A 21,521-nucleotide genomic window follows, 5' to 3' on the forward strand; every position below is an offset into this window, starting at 1 on the left:
GCAACATGAACAGCACACCCACATTGCATGGAAAGGTGGCCCTGGTGGCCGGAGGAACCCGGGGCGCAGGTCGGGGCATCGCCGTGGAGCTCGGGCAGGCAGGGGCCACCGTGTACGTCACCGGACGCACCACCCGACACCACACCTCCGACTACCACAGGCAAGAAACCATCGAAGAAACCGCACATCTGGTCACCGAGGCAGGCGGAACCGGCATTCCCGTCCAGGTGGACCACCTGCAAAGGGAACAGGTCCAGGACCTCATGGGCCGCATTGAAAAAGAACACGGGCACCTGGATGTGCTGGTCAACGCCATCGGGGCGGAACACCTGATGGAAGTGGGCACCAGATTCTGGGAAACAGGGCTGGAAAAAGGCCTGCAGGTGATGGACACCGCCCTGCGCACCCACCTGATCACCACCCACCTGGCCCTGCCCCTCATCAAAAAACGAGGACTGGTGGTGTGCCTCACCGACGGCACTTACGCATACAACCACCACCACTACCGCATGACGGTGTTCATTGACCTGGCCAAAACCTCCCTCACCCGCTTTTGCTGGACCCTCGCCCAGGACACAACAGAGCGAGAAGTGACGGTGGTCTCCCTCACCCCGGGGTGGTTGCGCTCAGAATTCATGCTGGACGCTTACGGGGTCACCGAAGAAAACTGGCGGGATGCCATCGAGAAAGAACCTGGTTTTGCCACCTCAGAAACCCCTTATTTCATTGGAAGGGCGGTGGCTGCACTCGCAGCCGATCCTGAGAAATCCCGCTGGTCCGGGCAGTCCCTGTCCAGTGGACAGCTGGCAAAGGTGTATGGGTTTCGGGACGTGGATGGGTCGCAGCCGGATTCCTGGAGGTACATGTTGGATCTGGAAAGAAACGGCAAGGCCAATCCTGAAGATTACCGGTGAGGGAAACCGGGGGCACGGGTCCAAAGGACCCAGCAGAGAGGAGAAAACAGGGCGGGTGTTCCTCTGCTTGAGCAAAGGTCAGGGTAGTGCCCTGGCCGGGGTGCTTTTCTCGGTGCTGAAAACCGCATCAAATGCAGCCACCAGATTGATCTGGCTCCAGCTTGCCATGTCAGGGTAAGCCAAATGGCCACTGGTCTGCACGGTTCCATGGTCTGCCAGCCATTCCAGCAGAGCACGGTTCTGGGCCGCCTGTTGCACGTTCAATCCTGTCACCCATCCTACCGGAGGAGCCATCAGTGCAGACAGGGAATCTGCTGGCACTGGAGGCAACTGAAGGTGTGCCACTTTTTGCATCTGACCGTCAAGCACTCGAATGGAGCCCCTGGGAAAGGTGAGGCCCCAGGCCCGGTACTGGTCTCCCAGTTGCTCTGCGAGGTGTTGACCCATCGGGACCACACCACTGTTTTGAACTTGCGCTTTCGCGATGTGCAGGTTGTGTGCCCAGAGCATCATTTTCTGGTCAGGGTACAGTCTGTCCTGGACCCAACGCACGTTTTCTGCCATGAAACGGTCGCGCAATTGCGAGGTCATCAGGCCAGAACTGCTCTGCAGCTCCACTCCCTGTAAGATGGACCGCACCAGCAATTGAAGGTAAGGGGTCTCCTCACCCAGGGGATTCAGTGACGCTGCCCAGTTTGAGAGCTCCTGCATGTGTTTACGCATTTCAGGAGCGCTGGCCTGTGTGATGTGCCACTGGTCTGCTGGAGTGGACAGCAATTCTCTCAGGGCCGCTTTCACAGGTTCAGGAAGTTGACCTTCCCACTGAGACAGCAACTGCAAGCTGCCCAGGGGGTCTTGCAGGTCAAATCCCACCACATGCACTGCAGGTCTGGTTCCTCGCTTCTGGTTGTGGTCATGAATCCACTGCAGGAGCGCTTGCATCTCAAAAGTGTTCCAGATCCAGAAATCAAAGCTGCGGGTGGCCATTTCTGCGCTGCCCCCCTTGCCCTGCACATACTGTTCGATGGTGTAAGTGTCATCCAGATCTGCTTCAATGGCAAAAACGGTGAAGCCGTGGTGTTCCACCAGATGTTTCAACAGCTGCAATTTCAACTGAAAATGCTCATGGGTGCCGTGACTGCCCTCACCCATCCCCACCACACGGGCACCATCCAGCAATGCATTCAGCTGTGGAACAGTGGGGAAGGTTTCCACATTGTCAGAAAATTGCCACAGGTGAGGCTTCAGGGTTTTGCTGATTTTTTGCAGGGAAGTGGTGTCCAGAGGCACATATGCTGTTCTGGTCCGGGTCATGCCTTCAGACTGGGATTGCTCTTTCAGAAGCTGGGTTCTGATGATTTTCCAGCGTCCTTTTTCTTTTTCCCAGGTGTCTCTCTGGGTCACAGTGGTGGTAAATTCCTGAGCTGCTCCCGGAGAGACAATCCTTCCTGAAACCACCCGCTGCACCTCAACCACCCAGCCGTACCCAAGGGGCTGGAAATCCAGCACTTCCACCCCATGGTTCTGGAAATCCAACCTGTGCAGTGCACCTGGCTCAAAAGTGCCCAGAAGGGCCTGCAGGCCGCTGTGCACCCCATCCAGATCAATGTGGTCCAGGTGTTCTGAAACCACCTGTTTGATCAGCTGTGGGTTTTCACTGGTGAAACCCTCTGACAGCACCCGGTATTGTGCTGTGATTTCCTGGGGAAGTGCAGTTGCAAAAGCAGAAGACAACATGAACATCGACAGCATCAAACCCATTTTTTGCATCTTGACCTCTGTAAAGTGAATTTAAACATTGAAAAGCTCGAAATTGGAGAACGTCATGTCCAGAATACTCCATCCAGTGGGCATGTCAGAATCAGATGGACTGGTGAACGCTGCAGGCCACCAGTCCTGAGGGTGGGAATCCCAACAGACTGCGCATGGCTTGAGGCGCATACTGAATGCAGCTTGTATTTCGCATTTGATGCACAGGAGGAACACCATGTCCAGAATCACCGCCGTCTTTCACAACGAAAGTGAAGTCCGTTCTGCCCTGCAGGACCTCAGAAACCTTGGAATCAGCGACCAGCACCTGTCTTTCAGCCACAGGGGTGAGCAGGGTTCAGGTGAAGCGGTGCGTCCTGATCCTGACGGGACCGTGAGCACCGATGGGAATTATTCCGGGTATGCCCTGCGCCGTGAGCCCCTCCCCTACCTCGTGCCCCCGATTGCCAACGCTGGCGTTCCCATGGGTGTCGGGGGTCTGGGCTCTCCCGGTGTGGGTGCCGTGCTGGTGGCGGGAGCCATGCATGACCGCCTGGATGACAATGTGAATCCTGTGCAGGACCATGGGGGTGACCCGGATCGGGAATCCCGCTTCTACCGGGACGCTTTCGACAATGGCCGTTACCTGATCTCGGTGGATGCCGAGGACAGTGTGCAAGAAGAGCAGGTCAGGGACATTCTGGGCCGTCATCACGGTGGTTTTTACACCCCCTGATCAGGCCCCTTTCTTCTCCTGGCTGTGAAATTCCAGCCAGGAGAGGTTTTTTGCGGAACCATTGCCATGATGATTTTGCATGTGTTTGGAGAAACCCACACCGCCAATGTGATCCGGGACGGGGTGCAGACGTTGCTGCTGGCCCATCCTCGCACCCTGGAGTTGCTGCAGGATGCCTGTGAGATTGAAGAGCCCGTGTGGGTGAATTCCACCCTGTGCCGGGTGAAGTCGGTGCAGGAACCTGAGTTGATCTCCCTGGACAGGCTGCTGGAAGTGGAATTTGAGGTGCTTGACGGTCTACACTGACCCACAGAGCATGCCCATCGATTACTGGATCGCCAAGGTCAAAATTCTCTCTTCACGTTCAGACAACCACACCAGCGGTTCGGTGCACCATCGGGTTCATGCCCGCACCTGTCTCGATGGTCGGTTGCGGGACCTGCAGCTTGCCATCAATGTGCTGTCCCGCAGCAACTCTGGTGAGGCAGGATCAAGCCACCTGAAGTTTGTGGTTGTAAGTCCGTTTGAGCACCCGATCACCATGGATCTTCCAGCGTATTTTGCTTCACAGGCACCTGAGTTTCAGGGCAAAAACCGTGCAGAGCGCCATTACCTGGAAAACCACGCCTTTGCTGTGCGTCCCGGGCCCCAGGACCTGCAGGTGCGCCTCGATTACCTGAGATCTGGTCTGTTTGATCCAGGCACCATGCAGGTGCTGCCTCCCTCTGGTCCAGGTGTGAAAGATGATCTGCAGGACCACCTGCGCAGCCTTTTGCAACTGGCAAGGCAGCACAGGGACTGCTGGGTGTATGTGTTTGGAGAATTGTGGACGCCCGGGGCAAACCTCCAGCGCAGACCCAGCAGCCTTTCTCTGCAGAAGGCGGGCTCTTTTGCCTACGGCATCCACGACATCCACATGAACCAGGGGAATGAACCCAGGTTTCAGCAGGCCGATGGGGTCTTTCAGGATGGGGGCCTGCTGTTCCATTTTGGGCATCTCGGCACCTGGGTGGGGGTGTTTCTGGCTTTTCAGGGGCAGGCCTGGGAAACAGATCCGGTGACCGGTCACCGACTTTTCTGAGGGTCACAGCAAACGCAGGACCTGGATGAGCCGGAGTGCGAGGGGATTGTACTCCACTTTGTTGGGATCATCGGCGAGGCACCGGGCGATTTCCTGAAGCTCTCTCAGGGTTTCCCTGGCCGTTTCCTTCCCTGCATGCCATTGCTGTTCCAGAATCACATGGCTGGGAAGGCACTCAAAGGGCTGACCATCTTGATCCAGGGTGTGGGGTTTCACCAGCTGGTACATGTCTCTGAGCTGGTGCACCAGAACGGCGTGTTTGACACAGCTGTATTCTCCCTCCAGCAACTTGCAGGTTTCTTTCAGCTGCTCGGGGAGGTCCTGCAGGGTGAGGGGGCAGGAAAGGTAAGGCATGGTTTCATTGTAGATATGGGGTCTGACAGCTTTTCCTGGAGTCCTCAGGTTTGACCATCGCTGTCAGGATGGGTTTGCAAGGGGAGAGGTTCACCATTGGATCATCGACAACAGACCAGAGCCTGAAAAGTCCTGTGCGCAAGGCGATTCTGCCTAAGACGACCATGAGACAGGAGTGAAAGAACCCCTTTGTGACATTTTGGTCAGATTGTGCACAATCAGCTGTTGTTTGCATGCCGCTTTCAATGGTCAGACTTCTGCAAACCCTGTTCTGTGCTTTTCATGTGCCAGACACCAGAATTTCTTCAGAGGAACCTCAGTTGCAATTCAGTGTGCCAGATTACGATGGGCACAACTGACGGTGTGTCATCCCCCTGTCACACCCCGCTCAGCCTGTGCTTCCAGGCAGGTGGTCCCCTCCACCGAGCAGTCTGTTCCCCGCCGTATGGAGACCGATTTCATGACCCAACTTGCACCTGCCCCCACAGACCTCGCCCTGGCCTGGCCCGAACATGCCCCTGACCAATTTGCAGAGCTGTTCGCCCAGGCATTGCAGGCAGAGAAAGCCATCGTCTGGCTGCAGGACCCTGCCCTGCCTCCAGGGTGCCTCCGGCCTGTGGGCAAATGCGGCCTGACGCTGCTCGAAACCACCCACCTTGACCTGTCCGAGCCTTCCCTGGCCCATCAGGCACAGCAGGAAAAGCGCATCCAGCTGCTCTGGACCCGGGACCTGCAGCAGTTGGGCTCCACCGAGACCACCCTGATGAAGGCCCATGGCCTCGACACCCTGCTTTGCCTGCCCTTCCGGCTTCCAGATGGCACCCCCGGGATGCTTCACGCCGCAACAACCCAGCCTTTCATTCCCGACATCCACCACATTGTGGAGGCCGCACAGGTGGCGCAGGCCCTGACCATCGGCCTGCACCGGGCGAGACAGAAAGATGAAACCACCCGGACAGCACAGAGGCTGCAGCAAATCGTGGACCGCAGCCCGGACATGATCATCACCCGACATGGCCTGAACATCGTCAGTGTCAATCCGGCCTGCCATGACATTCTGGGGTACCACCCTGAAGAAATGGTCGGTCATGACCTGCGTGAATTCATGCATCCTGACGACATTGAGCGCAACCTGCACACCAACCAGAGCCGCATTCTGCAGGGCATGTCGGTGCGCGATTACCGCAACCGCTACCTGCACAGAGATGGTCATGTGGTGCACCTCTCCTGGAGTGTCTTTCATGAAGGCGAAGGGCACATCATCTCCATTGCCCGGGACATCACCGATCGGGTGAAAAATGAAGAGGTTCTGCGTGAAAGCGAGCAGCGCTTCAAAGTCATCGCAGACAGCGTACCCATCCTGATCTGGATGAGTGACCTCAGCAAAGACCGGATTTTTTTCAACAAAACCTGGCTGGAATTCACCGGGGAAAGTGTGGAGGAGAGCCTGGGATATGGCTGGACGAAGTTCGTGCACCCGGAGGACGTGCAGCGCTACATTGACATCTACACCGAGCACTTCGAAGCCCAGAAGGAATTCCAGATCGAGTACCGCCTCAGACGCTTTGATGGGGAGTACCGCTGGATTCTTGCCACCGGGGTGCCCAGGTTCTCCACTTCCGGGGAATTTTCGGGGTTCATTGGGGGCTGCATCGAGATGCATGACCGCAAACTCATTCAGGAAGCCCTGCAGGAAAGCCGTCATGCCCTGGAGGAAAGCGAGGCCAGATTCAAAGCGGTCACCGACAGTGTACCGATCCTGATCTGGATGAGTGACCTCAGCAAAGACCGGGTGTTTTTCAACAGAACCTGGCTGGAATTCACAGGCTCTTCCCCCCAGGATTCCCAGGGCCACGGCTGGACGCAATTTGTGCACCCGGAAGACGTGCAGCGCTACATCGACATCTACACCGAGCACTTTGAGGCCCAGAAAGAATTCCAGATCGAGTACCGCCTAAGACGCCATGATGGGGAATACCGCTGGATTCTCGCCAATGGGGTTCCCAGGTTCTCACCAGGAGGAGAATTCGTGGGGTTCATCGGGGGCTGCATCGAGATGCATGACCGCAGGGTGGCCCAGGAGGCATTGCGCCAGAACGAGGCGCAGCTCAGGGAGCTGATGGAGGTGCAAAAGCGCTTCGTGGCGGATGCGGCCCATGAAATTCGCACCCCTCTGGCCGCCATTCAGGGAAACCTGGACATCCTGATCCGTTACCCCCACATCGACAACAAGGACAAACTGGAGATCATCGGTGATGTGCAAAGGGAGTCTTCCCGTCTGGGCCGCCTGGTGCATGACATGCTGCAACTGGCCCGGGGGGATTCCGGCCTTTCTTTCAAGGAAGACGAAGTGCGTCTGGATCAAGTGCTGCTGGATGCCTGGAGGGAAACCGAACGCATCAACCGCAACCACCACATGGTGCTCACGGACCTGCCCAGGGTGTGGATCTACGGGGACCGGGACCGCCTGAAGCAGCTTGCCCTGATTCTGCTGGAAAACGCCACCAAATACACCCCCAAGGGTGGAACGATTCAACTGTCCCTGAAAACCAACAGCCAGAGCGCCGAGTTCCGGGTGTCCGACAGTGGAATTGGCATCAGTGAAACGGACCTCCCAAGGGTCTTTGAGCGCTTCTACCGGGTGGACAAGGCGAGGCACCGGGGCCAGGACCCTGGAGGCACCGGGCTTGGGCTGCCCATTGCCAAATGGATTGTAGACCAGCACCACGGAGACATCTGGATGGAAAGCAAACTGGGCGAGGGCACCCATGCTGTGGTGCGTCTGCCTCTCTCAGAAGACAACTCCACGTCCTGATTTCTGTCACAACCCCGTCACAGCCTCAAAGATAATGTGGGATGCAAGAGGACCCCATGCCCAGAACCCACTTTTTGCGTGCCCTGACCAGCCTCGCTGTGCTGCTGGCCTTCAATGCCCAGGCAACTCCAGACGACCTCTCTGTTCTGAACGATGAATTCAACCGGGCCGACAGCCTGGTGCAGTGGCAACGCCACGATGTGGTGGAAGGCTGGCCCAGCCAGTGGAAAGCCCTGGACATCCACACCACCAGTCCGGGCCACCTGTACATTGAACCCCTCACCAGTGGGTGGTACGCAGGATACCGGGCTCCCTTTCTGTTCAAGGAGGTCACCGGGGATTTTGTGGTCACCACCCGCCTCAAAGTCGAAGGGCGAGGTGGAGGTGTCCCACAACGCATGTACTCCCTGATGGGCCTGATGGCCAGGGAGCCCCACCCTGAGGTCACCCCTGAAACCTGGAAGGAAGAAGAGGAAAACTGGGTGTTTCTGACCACCGGAACCACCGAACCTGCAGGACAGCCCCACTGGGAAGTGAAAACCACCGTGCAAGGCCACTCGACCTTGCAGGTGGCACAGGCCCCCACAGGCTGGGTGGAAGTGGCCCTGCTGCGCAAAGGAGCAGCCTTTCTGTTTTTGCAACGCCAGGATGGAGGGACCTGGACGGTGCACCAGAGGTACCTGAGGCCAGACCTTCCAGCCACACTGCAGGTGGGCATCATTGCCTACACGGACTACAACACCCTCCGGAATGTGATGGGACCACCCCACACCCGCCGCACCGACCCACGGGTTTACAACAACCGGGTCTATGAGGGCACCCCGGACCTCAAAGGGTGGGTGGACTGGGTGCACTTCAAGCGTCCACAGGTCTCATCTGACGCCATGAACCTGGACTGGTCTGATCCTGCCCTGGTTTCGGACGCAAAGGTCATGCAACTGCTCGAAGAGTGAAATCCAGATTCACCAGTGTGCACGCACCGATTCTCGCACGATCAGTCGGGGCTTCAGGTGCCCGAGGTTGATGTCCTTTCCTTCAAGCAGGTCGAGCATGCCCTGGGCGGCTGCGCGGCCTGCTTCTTCCATCGGCTGGTGCACGGTGGTGAGGGGAGGGAGCACAAAAGAGGACGTGTAGGCATCGTCAAAGCCAATCAGGGAAACGTCCTCGGGGACCCTGAGTCCTGCCCGATAAAGGGCAAGCATGGCCCCGTAAGCCATCTGGTCGTTGGCGCAGAACACCGCCGAAAAACGCTCTCCGGACTCCAGCAGTTGCAGCATGGCCAGCGTGCCAGACTGCTCCCGGAAATCCCCGTGCACAATCCAGCTGGGTTTCACTTCGATGCCCTCGGCTTGCAGCAGGTTCAGGTAGGTTTGCTTGCGGGCCTCGGCATCTGGCTGCTGGGGTGAACCTGCAATGTGGGCAATCTTTCGGTGCCCGAGTTCCAGCAGGTGTTCCACTGCCAGACGGGCTCCAGCGTCGTTGTCCACCATCAAGGACTGGTGTTCCAGCCCTTCAATCTTGCGACCCACACAGATCAGGGGCACCCGTCGGGCATAATGGGCCACCCGGTCATCGTCGAGCCGTCCTCCCAGCACGATGATGCCATCCACCCGGCCCATCATGCGGCCCAGGGCCTGCTCTTCCCTTCTGGGCATCCAGCGGCCATCCATGTAGAGGGGGGCGTACTCGGTGTCATCAAGGGCTTCTTGCACCCCGAGCATGGCCGCACCATAAAACGGGCTGGAAATGGCCTGCGTGACCACCCCGATGCAGTACGTCTGGCCCTGCACCAGCCCACGGGCCACCACATTCGGGATGTAATGCAGGTCCTCGATGGCCTGCTCAATGCGCAGTCGGGTTTCGACAGACACGCGAGCGGTGCCAGAAAGCACTTTGGACACCGTGCTGGGAGAGACACCCACGGCGTCCGCGACATCTTTGAGGGTGGATTTTCTAGGCACGGAGTTTCACCTGAGCAACACACATGGCTTCATCATACCGATCCGTGTGAGCATCAGGATCAATCCGGGGACCGGGCAGAGGTGCTGGTGTGCGTGACAAAGATGGGTTTTTTAGACGGGTCAACCCTCTCTGATGCTCTGTTGCTGTTTTTGCCTGGGTGACAAGAATGGTTCTGTTGTGATTGTAGATGTTCCTGGGAGGGCGTTGACACCAAGGAACCCTCTCGAGATACCTGGAGCTTTCATTTCAATCTCCAATATCAGATTTTCTTCCACAAGAATGTTAGATAGAAGTGAGATGATTTCTGAAGGTTTTAAAATCACATGTGTTGCAGTGAATAAAAATGAGCGATTTATTTAAAAAAATTAAGCAGGTCATTCACACCTCTGATCTCAATCAGGGAAATCCGCAAATTGCGCATGTCACGCTATCCTGTTAAGCTTTCATCTGGGTAAAAAGTTATATGCTTGCCCATCTGTTCGCATAAGGAGATTAAAGATGAAACGTTCGAAAATCGTAATGCTTCTAGCAGGATTGCTGCTTTCCTCTTGCAGCACTCAAATCAAAGACATTTCAGCAGACGAATCTAAGATTCATCCATCTGATTACCAAAGATTAGCCCTACAAAACATGGAGCACTTGAATGCCGAAGGAGTTCATTTCGTGAAGGAAAAAAAGCAAAGCACTGATCCTCACACCACTGAATTCTATAAACAAATGAACGAAGTGATTCTGGAAACTTTAAAAAATCCACAATTCAAAATTAATCCTAACAACCCCAACAAACAACAGCTGTATCCTTATAGTTCTCTACTTCCACAAGATAAACCCAGTCTAAATCCCATGGAACGAGCACTTTGTGATCAAAATGCCTGGAACTGCCTCAATTTTCTTGATGCAGGATATGTTGCATCACAGCAGTCAGGTACCGATTTCTCTTCATGGCAAAGCTATTCGATCAACAATGAAAAGGATGCATTCAGACACTCCTATTGGAATGCCGTGATGACCATTACCATGAGTTACACCTGGGCACAGAATTATGCTGATACCCATGAGCAAGGTTCACCCACACAGATCCAGGGAGGTGTCGGCCAACAAATGGATTATCACAACAACGCAGTAGGCCGAAACGTAGCAAACAATCTTCCCAACATGTACAAATGCAAAGGTGTAGCTCGTGCAGAATTACACAAGGCCATGCGTGATGGACGTCTAAAAATCGCCAAAAGAAACTATTTTACTGAACAGGTTGACGAGCTTGTAGGCAATCAAAGATATCTGACATCTTCAAATGCCTGGTCAGCGAGCTGGCCTGCCTCTTATAAAGATCTGATTGATCGTCTAAATTACGCCACCTGTTGATCAGGTGCAGGCAGCAATCAAATAGTGCTCATCAGATGGACGAATGTAAATTCGTCCATCTCTTACTTTCCAGGGAATAGAAACTCCCTCATTGTTCAAACATCTCATGTAGTCTACAGTGATTTCAAAGGAAAAAGAAAAATTCTTCGTATACCAAAAATACCCTAATATCCCTAAAATCAGAAGGAGAGCCACCCAAATTTTCATCATTTTCCTCCGAATCAGGAAGTGTTCAGGGTGCCCATTTCCAATCGATCCAATTCTGATCAACCACAAATGTTTTTCCCACCATTGACATATTAACACAATGCCCTTAGCTCAAGAGTGAGCATATGGTTAGAAGTATCACGATCCTCATTTCCATTTCACCCATAAGAATAAGTCACGTTTGCCCATCATCCATTTAGGATTTCAATCGCCACCAATCACATCTTGGTTTCCCAGACTTCATGAAAAGAACAGTACAGTGGCTGGCACACAGGCTTCATGAGGACTGGCTGAGCTCATTCAGCCTGAACAACACATCTGGACTGAGGCTCCTCAGTCCAGTCAAGTTTGCCAGGAACACCATAGATGGCTGGCTGAGCAAATGTGAGAACCTGCTGCCTGAGCATGATGTCCCGTGCAAAAAAAGGCGCTCTAGCGTTCCAGAGCACTCCTTTTCGAAAGCACATGGTAGAGCCAGGAACACTGCAAAGTAAGAACATGGTCAGGAGGAGAAGCAAATGGTATGGGTCAGGAAACGAAATCGAGGTTCAAGCAGCACCTGTTGAGACCAGTCATCCAGGTGGCACAAGCACAGCTGAGGGGTGCATTGATCAAATCCGTGGAAATGATTTGCTCCCACTGAGGGTTCAGTATGAACTGGGTGATTTGATCATCAATGGGTATGATTGATTCCTGCCCAAAGAAATGTCCAATCTTTTGGGGTGATGGAAGCGAATCGGAAGGTCAGGACAGCTGAACGATCCAAAGCTCTTTTTGCAAGGATCAATCAACCTGTAGAGACGATCAAAGAAAAACCTCCCCAGGGGGATTTTCCAGGGCTGGGGTTCAGGATGGTTTGTTCCGGTCAGGTGCTGACCTGAAAGGCAAACCCGATGTTCTCCTGCTTTCTGGGGCTCCATTTCGGGGGTGCACCACTGACGGTGATGCGGGAGAGGCCCATGGCCCGTCTGACCCGTTCTGCACTGCGTGGGGTCAGCTGGGTTCCGGCAATCCAGAATTCTGCGCGGGTTTCAATGTAGGTGGGGCTCAGGGCGAGGCCGGTGGGCTCCAGGTAATGCACGGAAATCAACTGGCCAAACCTGTGGGGGCTCACTTCGATGGACAGCAAAGTCAGGTGTCGGAACAGGGGCAGTTCTGCCTTCAGCCCCTGTTCGAAGGTGGGGTAAAGGTTCATGCTTCATCGTAGCCCTGATGGTAAAAATTGTGGATGCATCAATGTTTCATGGATTCCACAGCTGAAAATCAGGGGGAGGAGGCCTGTTTCCTGGCGTAACTCTTCTGGGGCCTGCCACTGCCTTTGTACAGGGCTTCCACCGCAGCCCAGCCTCGCTCCACGAGGTACTCCAGGTACCTCCATGCCGTGACCCTGCTGATCCCGAGTTGCCCCCCGATCTCTTCTGCAGTAAGGGGTTTCCCAGCTTCTGTGAGCAGGTTCTGGATCTGGTCGAGGGTCACCTGCTCAATGCCTTTGGGGAGGTGCACCTGAGGGTCATGCCTCAGCAGGCGGTCCAGTCGGGCCTGCGTGAAGGTGTTTGATCCTGCGTACACGTTGCGTCTTGAAAGGTAACGGTTGAGGGCGTCATGCAGGCGGCTTTTCTCGAAAGGCTTGATCAGGTAGTCGAGCACCCCGTCCCGGAGGGCCATCTGGATGCTGGACACATCGTTGGCGGCGGTGATCATGATGATGTCGAGCACGCTTCCCTCGCTGCGCAGGTGGTGCACCCATTCCAGGCCAGAGCCGTCCGGGAGGTACACGTCCACCACCATCAGGTGCGGCCTGAGCTCCAGGGTGAGGCGTCTGGCTTCCTGCAGGGTGTCTGCGACGCCCACCACTTTGAAGGGGGGCAGGCTTTCAATCAACTGGCGATTGACCTCGGCGACCCAGGGATCGTCTTCGATCAGCAGAACGTGAATGTCACCCATGCTGCCCCTCCTGTCTTGGGATGCTGACCCGGAATGTGGTCCTGTGGTCCTGCCTGAAGCACTCGATGTGCCCGTGGACCAGTTTGAGTTGCTGCTGGATCAGGTGGAGGCCATACCCTCGCCCTTCGCCCCGTGTGGAGAACCCCTGATCGAAAATGCGCTCCAGCAGGTCTTCCGGGATGCCTGATCCTCCGTCTTGCACTTCAAGTTGCAGGCCTTCCGGGTCTTCTGCAATTTGCACCCGGATGGGGGCACGGTGGTTTTCGAGGGCAGCATCAAAAGCGTTTTCAATCAGATTTCCGAGGGTGAGGACCAGCACGTCCCGGGTGGTGCGGTCCCAGTTTGCCTGCAGATTGGAGAGGGGATCGATCTCGAAGGGAATCCCGAGTTCCCTGGCCCGTTCGTGTTTGCCGATCAACAGGGCAGCGACCTGTGGGATTTCGATGTCCTGCATGATTTCCCGGATCTGCTGGTGCTGCTTGACCTCACCCTGCACCACTTCTAAAGCCAGTTCGGGTTTGTCCAGCTGGATCAGGCCCCCGATGGTGTGGAGCCGGTTCATGAATTCGTGGGTCTGGGCGCGCAGCATGGTGGCGTACTGCTTCACCTGGGTGAGTTCTTCTGCGAGGTTCATGGCCTCCTCGCGGTCCCGGATCACCACCACCGCCTGGTCTTCAGGAAGTCCGAAACGGCTGACCAGCAGAGGCCGGGGTCCAAAGTTCAGACTGACCCCCTCAAAATCCCCCTCGTGCTGCTGATGGAGGTCGTGCCACTCGGGCCACCATTCGCTCAGGGGACCGGACTGTCTGTGCAGTTCCAGCAGTCCCGCTGCACGTCCATTGGCGAGCATCACCTGTCCCTGCGAGGAAATCACCATCACCCCTTCGTTCAGGGCCCCGAGGACCAGTCGGTGCTGGTAGACCAGAGAGGCGATCTGTTCGGGCTCCAGGTTGAACATCTCCCGGCGGATGCGGCGGCTCACCACCACACTGCTGATCAGGGCAAACACCACGCTGAGCCCGTACCACGGCAGAATGTCCCACACCACCCTCCAGGCCACGCTCTGCACGGTGGGGAGCAAAAATCCCGTCGAAACCATCCCGATCACGTAACCATCTGGATCATGCACCGAGGCCTTGCCCCAGATGAAGTTCCCCAGGTTGCCTTCACCGGTTTCGATGGGGTGGGTTTCTGCGAGCACATCCTCCTTGCTGTCGCCGGACATGATGTGCTCGCTGATTTCCGGAGGGAACGGGTGGGCGTAGCGGATGCCGAGTTTGCTGCCCACCACCAGAAAATCCGCATGCACCTGTTCCCGCAGGTGGTTCATCAGGGGATTGATGGCGATGCGTTCCTCCGGGTGGTTCAGGTAATCGATCACGGTGGGAACGTTGGCGACCATCTGGGAGATCACCAGGGCACGCTCTCCGTACTCGGTGCGGGTGCGCTGCACGGTGGTGACCGCCTGGATGCTTCCCAGGATCACCGTCAGGACCGAGAAGAGCACGAATTGCATCACGAAGAAACGCTGGGACACCCCCAGACGCTTCTTGCGCGCCGGGGGCACGACCTCCTCGGTCATCAGTTGTTTTCCCATGGTGGTCTGTGAAACCATTTTGGACCTCGGTCTGAACAGGTAGGTGGTCTTCATGTTAGCCCACCCCCCGTGACCGGAGTCTGACAGGCCACCCTCTGCACACTTCCATCGAGGGCCAGACGGCGCATCAGTTGCCCGAGGGGTTGCACATTTGCCGGGTGGGACACGTCCAGGATGAAATGCACGGTGTTCTCGGTGCGTCTGACCTGCACGCCCTGCAATTCACTCCCGGTGTCTTCGAGGTCCTGCAACAATGTGCGGCGAACCCAGTTTTCATCCTGAGGGGCGCAATCGAGTTCCAGCCGGGACCCGGTGCGTTTCTCTTTTCTGGCGCTGAGCACATCCAGTGTGCTTTCCATGCGCCTTAGGACCGGGTGGCCCAGGAACACCAGCCCTGCACCCACTGACGCTTCCAGCACAAAACCGAGCCCGGCCAGACAGCCCACCGCTGCACTGCTCCAGAGGGTGGCTGCGGTGTTGAGGCCCCTGACACTCAGGCCTTCCCTGAGGATCGCTCCAGCCCCCAGGAAACCCACCCCGGACACCACCTGTGCTGCAATGCGGGTGTGGTCCAGGGTTCCGGGTTCCAGCGAGGCAATCACCACAAACATCGCAGACGACACCGAAACCAGGGCGTTGGTGCGAAGCCCTGCCAGACTGCCCCTGCGTTGCCGTTCCAGGCCGATCAGGGTGCCGAGCAGCACGGCCAGCAACAGGCGCAGTGAGAAGTCGGGCAGGGTCACCATGTCATTTCTCCTGGCTGAGGGCGATCCCTCTGCTGAACTGCTCCTGCAGCAGGGTGAACATCACCAGGGGAGGAAGCAGGCTCACGATGGTTCCGGCCATCACCGAGCCCCAGTTGGTGCCGTCTGCACTGCCGATCAGGGAACGAAGCCCCACCTGAACCACCTGGTGGTCCACATCCCGGATGATCACCAGGGGCCACAGGTACTGGTCCCAGATGTACACGAACTGGATCACCCCCAGGGCACCGATGGTGTTGAGGCTCATGGGAATCAGGATCAGCCACAGAAACTGCCAGGGGCTTGCCCCGTCAATCTGGGCGGCTTCGGCCATGCTGCGGGGGATGTTCATGAAGTGCTGCCTGAAGAGAAACGTTCCCGTGGCAGAGGCCAGGAAGGGCACGATGATGGCCTGGTAGGTGTTCACCCAGTTCAGGTCGTTCACGAGGTCAAAGAGGGCCACGATCTTCAGTTCGGCGGGGAGCATCAGGCTGAAGAGCACCAGTGCAAAAAGGGGCGTTTTGAAGGGGAAGCGGAAGTACACGAAGGCGAGTGCAGCCATCATGGAGAGAAGCGTCTTGCCGACGGTCACGGTGATCGCCACGATGAAGGAGTTGCGCATGTAGGTGCCAAGGTGCGCGGCATCCCAGGCTTCTTTCAGGTTGGCGAAAAAGGAGGTGCCGGGCATCAGGTTGGCACTGACCACCTGACTGGAGTCCTGCGTGGCCTTGATCACGGCAAAAATCAGGGGGAAGGCCACCACGAACACGGTCAAAGAGAGGATGAGGTGCTGCAGGAAAACCTGCCTCTGGTTGCGGCGCTTCTGGGGGATGGAGGAGTAGGGAACAGTTTTAACCGCCATAGTGCACCTGCTTTCTGCCCACCCGGAACTGGATGAGGGTGAGCACACCCACGATGACCAGCATCAGGATTGCCTGGGTGGCGGCCATGCCCGTCTGGAAGTTCTCGAAGCCCTCGCGGTACAGTTTGTAGATCAGGAAGGTGGTCACGCCGGTTTCACCGTTCACAGGTCCTCCTCTGGTGAGGATGTCCACCAGACCGAAGCTGTCAAAGAGGGCGTAGATCAGGTTGGCGAACACCAGAAAGAAGGTGATGGGACTCAGCATCGGGACGGTGATCTTCCAGAACATCTGGAAGCTGTTCACTCCATCAATGCGGGCGGCTTCCACCACTTCTTTCGGGAGGTTCTGCACGGCGGCGAGGTAGAAGGCGATGTTGTAACCCAGGTTCTTCCACACGGCAGCGGCCACCACCAGAATGAAAGCGAGGTTGGGGTCATCGAGCCAGCGGGGTTTGATGCCAAAGAGGTTGAAGAGCACGCTGTTCACGGTGCCAATCTCGGGATTGAAGAGAAAGAGCCACAGGGTTCCTGCAATGGCTGGAGACAGGGCGTAGGGGAAAATCAGCATCAGGCGATAGAAGCGGCCCCCAGAGGGGATGTTGCTGGCCATCAAAGACAGCATCAGGCTCAGGAAAATTCCGAGGACCACCACCAGGGCGGCAAACAGGGCGGTTTGCCAGAAGGCCTGCAGGTAGGTGGGGTCGGAGAGCACTTTGAGGAAGTTCTGCAGGCCCACAAATTTCTGGGTGCCCAGCACCACATTGCTCTGGTAGGCACTGAGCATCAGGGTGCGGATGGCCGGGTAATACAGGAACACCAGCAGGAGCAGAATCGATGGACCAATCAGGAGCAGGGGGGCCAGTCGGCCTCTAAAAACGGAAGTGTCGGGTTGCATCAGGGCCTCCTGAAAACACAGGCCTCCTCAGGGAAGGCTTTCACCTTCCCCGGGAGCATTGACCAGGCAGGGTCAGAAGTTGGCGTTGTAGTCTTTGATGATGCGGTCTGACTTCTGCTTCAGGTCCGAGAGGGATTTGTCGATGTCTGCCCCTTGCAGCACGCGCTGCAGGGTCTGCTCGACTTCTTTGCGCACCTCGTAGAAACTGCCGAACAGTGCGCCTGCGGTGGCGGAATTGACTTTTGTTCTGAGAAGCTGGTTGAAGGCCACGGCCTGCGCTGCACCTTTTTCCAGCCAGCCTTCTTTCTTGAGCAGTTGCACGCTGCTGTTGCGCACCGGGTAGTATCCGGTCAGTTTGTGCCAGTCCACCATGTTGCTGCTGCTGGTGAGGAACAGGGCGAATTCGCGGGCGGCCTCGGCCACTTCATCGGGGATTTCCTGGGTGACCCACAGGCTGCCCCCACTGATCACCACACCATTGCGGGTGGTGCCGTCTGGAATGGGGTACTGCCCAACGGCCACATTGAACCCGTTCTTTTTCGCGTCACTGGTGATGTTGCCAATCCGGGAGGTGGAGGCAATCAGAAACACCGCTTTCTGGTTCACGAAGATGGCCTGAGAGCCCTCAGCGTCCTCGAATTTGCCGGTGTAGGTGTACATGCCGTCATCGTTGAGGGATTTCATCCAGCGCACGGCCTTCTTGAGGGCCTCACTGGTCAGGTTGGATTCGGTGGCCCGGCCTTTGCGTCCGTTGTCGTTGTTGACGAACACCTCGCCCTGCTCGGCCACCCACTGCTCCATCAGCCAGGAATCGACCTGGAAGGTGATGCATTTGGCTTCAATGCCAGAAGCTTTGATTTTCTTGCAGGCCGCACTGATTTTGCCGAAGGTGTCGGGCAGGCTGTTCAGCTTGATGCCTGCTTTCTCCGCGAGGGTCTTGTTGATGTACAGCACAGGAGAGGAAGAGTTGAAAGGCAGGCTGTAGATCTTGCCCTGCACGGTATAGTAGTTGATCACGGGCTTGATGTAGTCGGAGTAATTCACCTTGCCGATGCTGCTGATGGGCTGAAAAATGCCACTGTCGATGGCAAGCTGGCTGCCTGCTTCACTCAGTTGCACCAGGGCCGGGGGCTTCCCCTGTCTGGCCGCCAGAATCGAGGCCTGGAAGACCCCCTCGTAATTCCCCTTGGCCTGGGCGACAACTTTGATGTTGGGGCGGGATTTGTTGAATTCTTCGACTTTCTGCTGAATCCAGCCGCCCCGTTTGGCGTCCCCATAGGTGTGCCAGAACTCCACCTGGACCTGCTGTGCAGCTGCGGTGGCCATCAGGCCACAGGTGAGCACCACTGCGAATCTCCTCATACCTTCCTCCTTGAATAGAACCCCATCCAGCACGCACGTGTGCTGCTCTGGTTCAGCTGTTTTTCAGGTAGGTTCATGGTAGAAGATGCTTTGTTCCACCGCAAGGTTTTGTTCATTCTGTTCGCACAGTGCACACGGTCCAGCTGGTTGCTCACCTGCGATGCGGGACCAGAATCACCTGCTGCTCGCAGTTTTCTCAAGGACAGTTCAGGGTTGCTGGTGCTGAATTCACAGTCAGGGTGGCCCCAGGGGGTCACACTGAAGCATCATGCCTGGAGCATCCCACCCCACCCTTTCCTCTCACAACTGGACTCCACTGGTGGAGCAACTGAAACGACTGCTGGGTGCAAGCAATGCAGTGATCGACGTGAACACAGAGGAAACCCCTGTGGCGGACAACGCAGGAACATGCCAGGTGCAGGTCCGACCCACCCAGCACGGACAGCATCAGGTGGTGTTCACGCTTGAACACCTGCAGATCTGCCTGCTGTGCCCTGAGGAGCCCAGCGCAGAACTGGTGCAGCGGGCCAGAGGATGTGTCGAAGGTTTCCTGCTTGCCCTGCCCGAAAAAACTGCAACAGAAGATCCCAGTGTTTTCTTTGATGACCATCCCCTTCCCATGTGGGTGTTTCGGGAGTCTGACAGGCGTTTTTTGCGGGTCAATGATGCTGCCATCCACCTGTACGGGTACAGCCGGGAGGAATTTTTGCAGATGACCCTGTATGACATCCGGCCACCGGAAGAACAAAAACGCCTGAAGGCCTTCCTGAGAGACAGTGAACGTCCTGCCTTCAGTGCTGGCCAGATCGTTTGGGTGCACCAGACAAAGGCTGGAGAACGGTTGCAGGTGCTGGTCAGCAGCCATGCCACAGTGCATCAGGGGGAACAGGCACGCATGGTGGTTGTGGTGGATGTCACCCGTCACATGGAACTGCAAGATCAACTTCAGCAACGGGAACAGGAGTACCGCCTGATAGCCGAGAACACGGTGAATGCCATTCTGCGTTTCGATGACGAGAACCACATCACCTTTGCTTCCCCTTCTTCCAGCCAGTTGCTGGGCCTCACCCCTGAAGAACTGATGGGCAAAGAAGGTTTTGAGTGCGTGGCTGACGATGACAGACCCCGACTGATCTCAGAACTTGCTGAGGCCCGCAGCCAGCGGCGCACCCATCTCGTGATGGAGTATCGCCTGAAGCACAAGAGTGGTCGCCTGATCTGGGTGGAAACGCAGTTCACCCTTCTGTGGAGTGGGTTTGAATATTGCGGGATGGTCACCTCCACACTGGACATCACCCTGCACATGCAGTCCAGAGAGGAAGTGCTCAGGGCGCTGAACACCGCCAATGAGATGGTGAACCTCACCGCCGAGCTTGAGGAGGCCAGTGAGCCCTCGGAGGTGATTGAGGTGGCGTTCAGGCATGCCACAACATCACTGGGCTTTGATTACGGGCTGTTCATCCGCATGGACGAACACCAGTACGCGCTGGAACAGCATCACGGTCTGTCTGGGGAGGAGGCCAGGAAACTGCTGCAGAAATACCTGCTGCGCAGCGGCCCCAGGGTCATGGCAGGTTTTGTGAACCAGAAAGCGGTGTTTTTCAATGCAGATGATGCCCTGTGCGATCCTGGTGAGCCCCTGCCCAGACCAGACGCTTTTCAACTGGCCCTGCTTCCCATTCACATTCAACACAGATTGCACGGCTTTCTGGTGTTCGGCACACTGCAAGACAGGCAGGACTTCAGCGAAACCACCCGCCGCATGCTTTCTGCCATGAAAGAGCGCATTGCCCACGCTTTCGAAAAAAACTACCTGCTGGAACAGCTCACCCTCAGTCGGGAAGAAACCCTCAGGGCCATCGGTCTGGTGCTGGAGTACCGGGATTTTGAGACCAAAGGCCACACCGACCGGGTGGTGGACCTCTCAGAACTCCTGGGACAGCAGCTTGACCTCAGTGAAGAAGACCTTGCAGCCCTCAGATGGGGCGCGTACCTGCACGACACCGGGAAGATTGCCATTCCAGACCACATCCTGCTGAAACCCGGCAGGCTGACCCCGGAAGAATTCGAGGTGGTGAAAAAGCACAGTGAGATCGGTTTTGAGATGCTGCGCAGCATCCCAAGCCTCCCCCACAAGACCCTGGAGGTGATCTTGCACCACCATGAACGCTGGGAGGGCAGCGGCTACCCGAAAGGCCTCCGGGGACTGTCCATTCCACTGGTGGCCCGCATCTTCACAGTGGTGGATGTTTACGACGCACTGGTCTCAAAAAGACCCTACAAGGAGTCCATGCCCCACGAGGCCGCCATGGAGGAACTGAAACGCAATTCAGGCACCATGTTTGATCCTGAGGTGCTCAGGGCCTTTGAGCGGCTCTGGACGACCATCCCCCCTGTGTGAACTTTCAACAGGGATTTCCCTGAGGCAGTGATGACCCAGCTCGTTTATTCTTTCAGTCATGTCAGGATTTTCTGAATACGTCATGCCCCTGCTGTTCATTGGCATTCTGGTTCTTGCCCTGTGGAGTGGCCGCCAGGAGCGTCGCCAGCGAAACACACCAGATGAACCCCGAGAAATCTCCCTGCAACTGCTGCTGGGCAACAAAGAACGGCCCTGAATCCTGGGCGTTTTCAGCGGGCCTGCAACTCGCGGGTTTGCAATTGAGTCAGGGTCTGCTGGAGCTGCATGATCTGCAAACTGAGGTCTCCGACCATCACTTTCAGCATGTCGTTTTCTTTTTTGAGTTGTTCCACTTCGTCTGGGCTGGCATTTGAGGCAGAACCTGCTGCAGCCATGTAGCGGTTGCGCCAGTTGTAGAAGGTCTGATCGGTGAAGCCGTACTCGCGGCACACCTGCGCGATGGTTTTGCGGCCCGAGCTGACCTCGGACAGCACCTGCAGTTTGAATTCTTCGCTGAATCTGGTCTGGGTCATG

The 21,521-nt window shown here is 56.5% G+C and carries 20 protein-coding genes; 9 read left to right on the top strand and 11 right to left on the bottom strand.

Annotated features, from left to right (window positions below; all coding sequences use genetic code 11):
• A partial coding sequence (locus tag DC3_RS19450; protein ID WP_307724749.1) for an SDR family oxidoreductase occupies nucleotides 1-914 on the top strand: 914 nt, incomplete at its 5' end.
• A 78-nt stretch (nucleotides 915-992) separates the two neighbouring features.
• Here the strand turns inward: DC3_RS19450 and DC3_RS19455 are convergent.
• Nucleotides 993-2,684 carry an erythromycin esterase family protein gene (locus tag DC3_RS19455; protein WP_146887303.1) on the bottom strand — a complete coding sequence of 564 codons (1,692 nt, stop codon included), beginning with the start codon at nucleotides 2,682-2,684 and terminating at the stop codon, nucleotides 993-995.
• A gap of 217 nt (nucleotides 2,685-2,901) precedes the next feature.
• Here DC3_RS19455 and DC3_RS19460 point away from each other — a divergent pair, with 217 nt between their 5' ends.
• The 3 genes from DC3_RS19460 to DC3_RS19470 all read left to right on the top strand — a co-directional run bounded on the left by DC3_RS19460 (nucleotide 2,902) and on the right by DC3_RS19470 (nucleotide 4,480).
• Entirely contained in the window at nucleotides 2,902-3,399 is a 498-nt protein-coding gene (locus DC3_RS19460) for a hypothetical protein (RefSeq protein WP_146887305.1), read from the top strand.
• 66 nt (nucleotides 3,400-3,465) lie between these two features.
• The gene (locus DC3_RS19465) at nucleotides 3,466-3,705 is read left to right on the top strand and encodes a hypothetical protein (RefSeq protein ID WP_146887307.1); all 240 of its coding nucleotides are present in this window, start codon (nucleotides 3,466-3,468) and stop codon (nucleotides 3,703-3,705) included.
• A gap of 10 nt (nucleotides 3,706-3,715) precedes the next feature.
• On the top strand, nucleotides 3,716-4,480 hold the full coding sequence (locus DC3_RS19470; RefSeq protein WP_146887308.1) for a DUF2278 family protein: 765 nt from the start codon (nucleotides 3,716-3,718) through the stop codon (nucleotides 4,478-4,480).
• A 3-nt stretch (nucleotides 4,481-4,483) separates the two neighbouring features.
• Here the strand turns inward: DC3_RS19470 and DC3_RS19475 are convergent, their stop codons facing one another.
• A complete protein-coding gene (locus tag DC3_RS19475) occupies nucleotides 4,484-4,834 on the bottom strand; it encodes a hypothetical protein (protein WP_146887310.1) in 351 nt (116 codons plus the stop codon).
• Nucleotides 4,835-5,294: 460 nt separating this feature from the next.
• On the opposite strand from DC3_RS19475, the gene DC3_RS19480 reads away from it, so the two are divergent.
• Nucleotides 5,295-7,649 carry a PAS domain S-box protein gene (locus tag DC3_RS19480; protein ID WP_186816136.1) on the top strand — a complete coding sequence of 785 codons (2,355 nt, stop codon included), beginning with the start codon at nucleotides 5,295-5,297 and terminating at the stop codon, nucleotides 7,647-7,649.
• Nucleotides 7,650-7,705: 56 nt separating this feature from the next.
• Entirely contained in the window at nucleotides 7,706-8,602 is an 897-nt protein-coding gene (locus tag DC3_RS19485; protein WP_146887314.1) for a DUF1349 domain-containing protein, read from the top strand.
• A gap of 9 nt (nucleotides 8,603-8,611) precedes the next feature.
• On the opposite strand, the gene DC3_RS19490 is transcribed toward DC3_RS19485, so the two are convergent.
• Nucleotides 8,612-9,610 (bottom strand): LacI family DNA-binding transcriptional regulator, encoded by a 999-nt coding sequence (locus DC3_RS19490; RefSeq protein WP_146887316.1) that lies wholly within the window; start codon nucleotides 9,608-9,610, stop codon nucleotides 8,612-8,614.
• A 499-nt stretch (nucleotides 9,611-10,109) separates the two neighbouring features.
• On the opposite strand from DC3_RS19490, the gene DC3_RS19495 reads away from it, so the two are divergent.
• Nucleotides 10,110-10,976, top strand: coding sequence for a DUF6973 domain-containing protein (locus DC3_RS19495; RefSeq protein WP_146887318.1), 867 nt, complete (start codon nucleotides 10,110-10,112; stop codon nucleotides 10,974-10,976).
• A gap of 1,072 nt (nucleotides 10,977-12,048) precedes the next feature.
• Here DC3_RS19495 and DC3_RS19500 read toward each other — a convergent pair.
• From DC3_RS19500 to DC3_RS19530, 7 genes are all read right to left on the bottom strand, one after another.
• The gene (locus DC3_RS19500) at nucleotides 12,049-12,378 is read right to left on the bottom strand and encodes a hypothetical protein (protein WP_146887320.1); all 330 of its coding nucleotides are present in this window, start codon (nucleotides 12,376-12,378) and stop codon (nucleotides 12,049-12,051) included.
• Between the two features lie 68 nt (nucleotides 12,379-12,446).
• Nucleotides 12,447-13,127 carry a response regulator gene (locus DC3_RS19505; RefSeq protein WP_146887321.1) on the bottom strand — a complete coding sequence of 227 codons (681 nt, stop codon included), beginning with the start codon at nucleotides 13,125-13,127 and terminating at the stop codon, nucleotides 12,447-12,449.
• On the bottom strand, nucleotides 13,120-14,778 hold the full coding sequence (locus DC3_RS19510) for an ATP-binding protein (protein ID WP_146887323.1): 1,659 nt from the start codon (nucleotides 14,776-14,778) through the stop codon (nucleotides 13,120-13,122). The genes DC3_RS19505 and DC3_RS19510 overlap by 8 nt, the downstream gene beginning before the upstream one ends.
• Nucleotides 14,775-15,470, bottom strand: a complete 696-nt coding sequence (locus DC3_RS19515) for an MgtC/SapB family protein (protein WP_146887325.1) — start codon at nucleotides 15,468-15,470, stop codon at nucleotides 14,775-14,777. Before DC3_RS19515 ends, DC3_RS19510 begins: the two co-directional genes overlap by 4 nt.
• A 1-nt stretch (nucleotide 15,471) precedes the next feature.
• A complete protein-coding gene (locus DC3_RS19520; RefSeq protein WP_146887327.1) occupies nucleotides 15,472-16,329 on the bottom strand; it encodes a carbohydrate ABC transporter permease in 858 nt (285 codons plus the stop codon).
• The gene (locus tag DC3_RS19525; RefSeq protein WP_146887329.1) at nucleotides 16,319-17,224 is read right to left on the bottom strand and encodes a carbohydrate ABC transporter permease; all 906 of its coding nucleotides are present in this window, start codon (nucleotides 17,222-17,224) and stop codon (nucleotides 16,319-16,321) included. Before DC3_RS19525 ends, DC3_RS19520 begins: the two co-directional genes overlap by 11 nt.
• 72 nt (nucleotides 17,225-17,296) lie before the next feature.
• Nucleotides 17,297-18,586 (bottom strand): ABC transporter substrate-binding protein, encoded by a 1,290-nt coding sequence (locus DC3_RS19530; protein ID WP_146887331.1) that lies wholly within the window; start codon nucleotides 18,584-18,586, stop codon nucleotides 17,297-17,299.
• Nucleotides 18,587-18,854: 268 nt separating this feature from the next.
• On the opposite strand from DC3_RS19530, the gene DC3_RS19535 reads away from it, so the two are divergent.
• Both DC3_RS19535 and DC3_RS29260 read left to right on the top strand, forming a co-directional pair.
• On the top strand, nucleotides 18,855-20,987 hold the full coding sequence (locus DC3_RS19535) for an HD domain-containing phosphohydrolase (RefSeq protein ID WP_146887333.1): 2,133 nt from the start codon (nucleotides 18,855-18,857) through the stop codon (nucleotides 20,985-20,987).
• A gap of 58 nt (nucleotides 20,988-21,045) precedes the next feature.
• Nucleotides 21,046-21,204: a hypothetical protein gene (locus DC3_RS29260; RefSeq protein ID WP_186816137.1), complete on the top strand. Its 159-nt coding sequence runs from the start codon at nucleotides 21,046-21,048 to the stop codon at nucleotides 21,202-21,204.
• A 13-nt stretch (nucleotides 21,205-21,217) separates the two neighbouring features.
• Here the strand turns inward: DC3_RS29260 and DC3_RS19540 are convergent, their stop codons facing one another.
• Nucleotides 21,218-21,520, bottom strand: a complete 303-nt coding sequence (locus DC3_RS19540; protein ID WP_146887335.1) for a transposase — start codon at nucleotides 21,518-21,520, stop codon at nucleotides 21,218-21,220.
• Between the last annotated feature and the right edge of the window lies 1 nt (nucleotide 21,521).

Source organism: Deinococcus cellulosilyticus NBRC 106333 = KACC 11606, assembly GCF_007990775.1.
Classification (GTDB): Bacteria; Deinococcota; Deinococci; order Deinococcales; family Deinococcaceae; genus Deinococcus_C; species Deinococcus_C cellulosilyticus.

Coding starts and splice junctions, on each gene's coding strand:
- DC3_RS19530 (WP_146887331.1), bottom strand. CDS start 18,586: ATGAGGAGATTCGCAGTGGTGCTCACCTGTGGCCTGATGGCCACCGCA.
- DC3_RS19470 (WP_146887308.1), top strand. CDS start 3,716: ATGCCCATCGATTACTGGATCGCCAAGGTCAAAATTCTCTCTTCACGT.
- DC3_RS19515 (WP_146887325.1), bottom strand. CDS start 15,470: ATGGTGACCCTGCCCGACTTCTCACTGCGCCTGTTGCTGGCCGTGCTG.
- DC3_RS19485 (WP_146887314.1), top strand. CDS start 7,706: ATGCCCAGAACCCACTTTTTGCGTGCCCTGACCAGCCTCGCTGTGCTG.
- DC3_RS19525 (WP_146887329.1), bottom strand. CDS start 17,224: ATGCAACCCGACACTTCCGTTTTTAGAGGCCGACTGGCCCCCCTGCTC.
- DC3_RS19535 (WP_146887333.1), top strand. CDS start 18,855: ATGCCTGGAGCATCCCACCCCACCCTTTCCTCTCACAACTGGACTCCA.
- DC3_RS19475 (WP_146887310.1), bottom strand. CDS start 4,834: ATGCCTTACCTTTCCTGCCCCCTCACCCTGCAGGACCTCCCCGAGCAG.
- DC3_RS19510 (WP_146887323.1), bottom strand. CDS start 14,778: ATGAAGACCACCTACCTGTTCAGACCGAGGTCCAAAATGGTTTCACAG.
- DC3_RS19520 (WP_146887327.1), bottom strand. CDS start 16,329: ATGGCGGTTAAAACTGTTCCCTACTCCTCCATCCCCCAGAAGCGCCGC.
- DC3_RS19455 (WP_146887303.1), bottom strand. CDS start 2,684: ATGCAAAAAATGGGTTTGATGCTGTCGATGTTCATGTTGTCTTCTGCT.
- DC3_RS19540 (WP_146887335.1), bottom strand. CDS start 21,520: ATGACCCAGACCAGATTCAGCGAAGAATTCAAACTGCAGGTGCTGTCC.
- DC3_RS29260 (WP_186816137.1), top strand. CDS start 21,046: ATGTCAGGATTTTCTGAATACGTCATGCCCCTGCTGTTCATTGGCATT.
- DC3_RS19500 (WP_146887320.1), bottom strand. CDS start 12,378: ATGAACCTTTACCCCACCTTCGAACAGGGGCTGAAGGCAGAACTGCCC.
- DC3_RS19480 (WP_186816136.1), top strand. CDS start 5,295: ATGACCCAACTTGCACCTGCCCCCACAGACCTCGCCCTGGCCTGGCCC.
- DC3_RS19465 (WP_146887307.1), top strand. CDS start 3,466: ATGATGATTTTGCATGTGTTTGGAGAAACCCACACCGCCAATGTGATC.
- DC3_RS19460 (WP_146887305.1), top strand. CDS start 2,902: ATGTCCAGAATCACCGCCGTCTTTCACAACGAAAGTGAAGTCCGTTCT.
- DC3_RS19505 (WP_146887321.1), bottom strand. CDS start 13,127: ATGGGTGACATTCACGTTCTGCTGATCGAAGACGATCCCTGGGTCGCC.
- DC3_RS19495 (WP_146887318.1), top strand. CDS start 10,110: ATGAAACGTTCGAAAATCGTAATGCTTCTAGCAGGATTGCTGCTTTCC.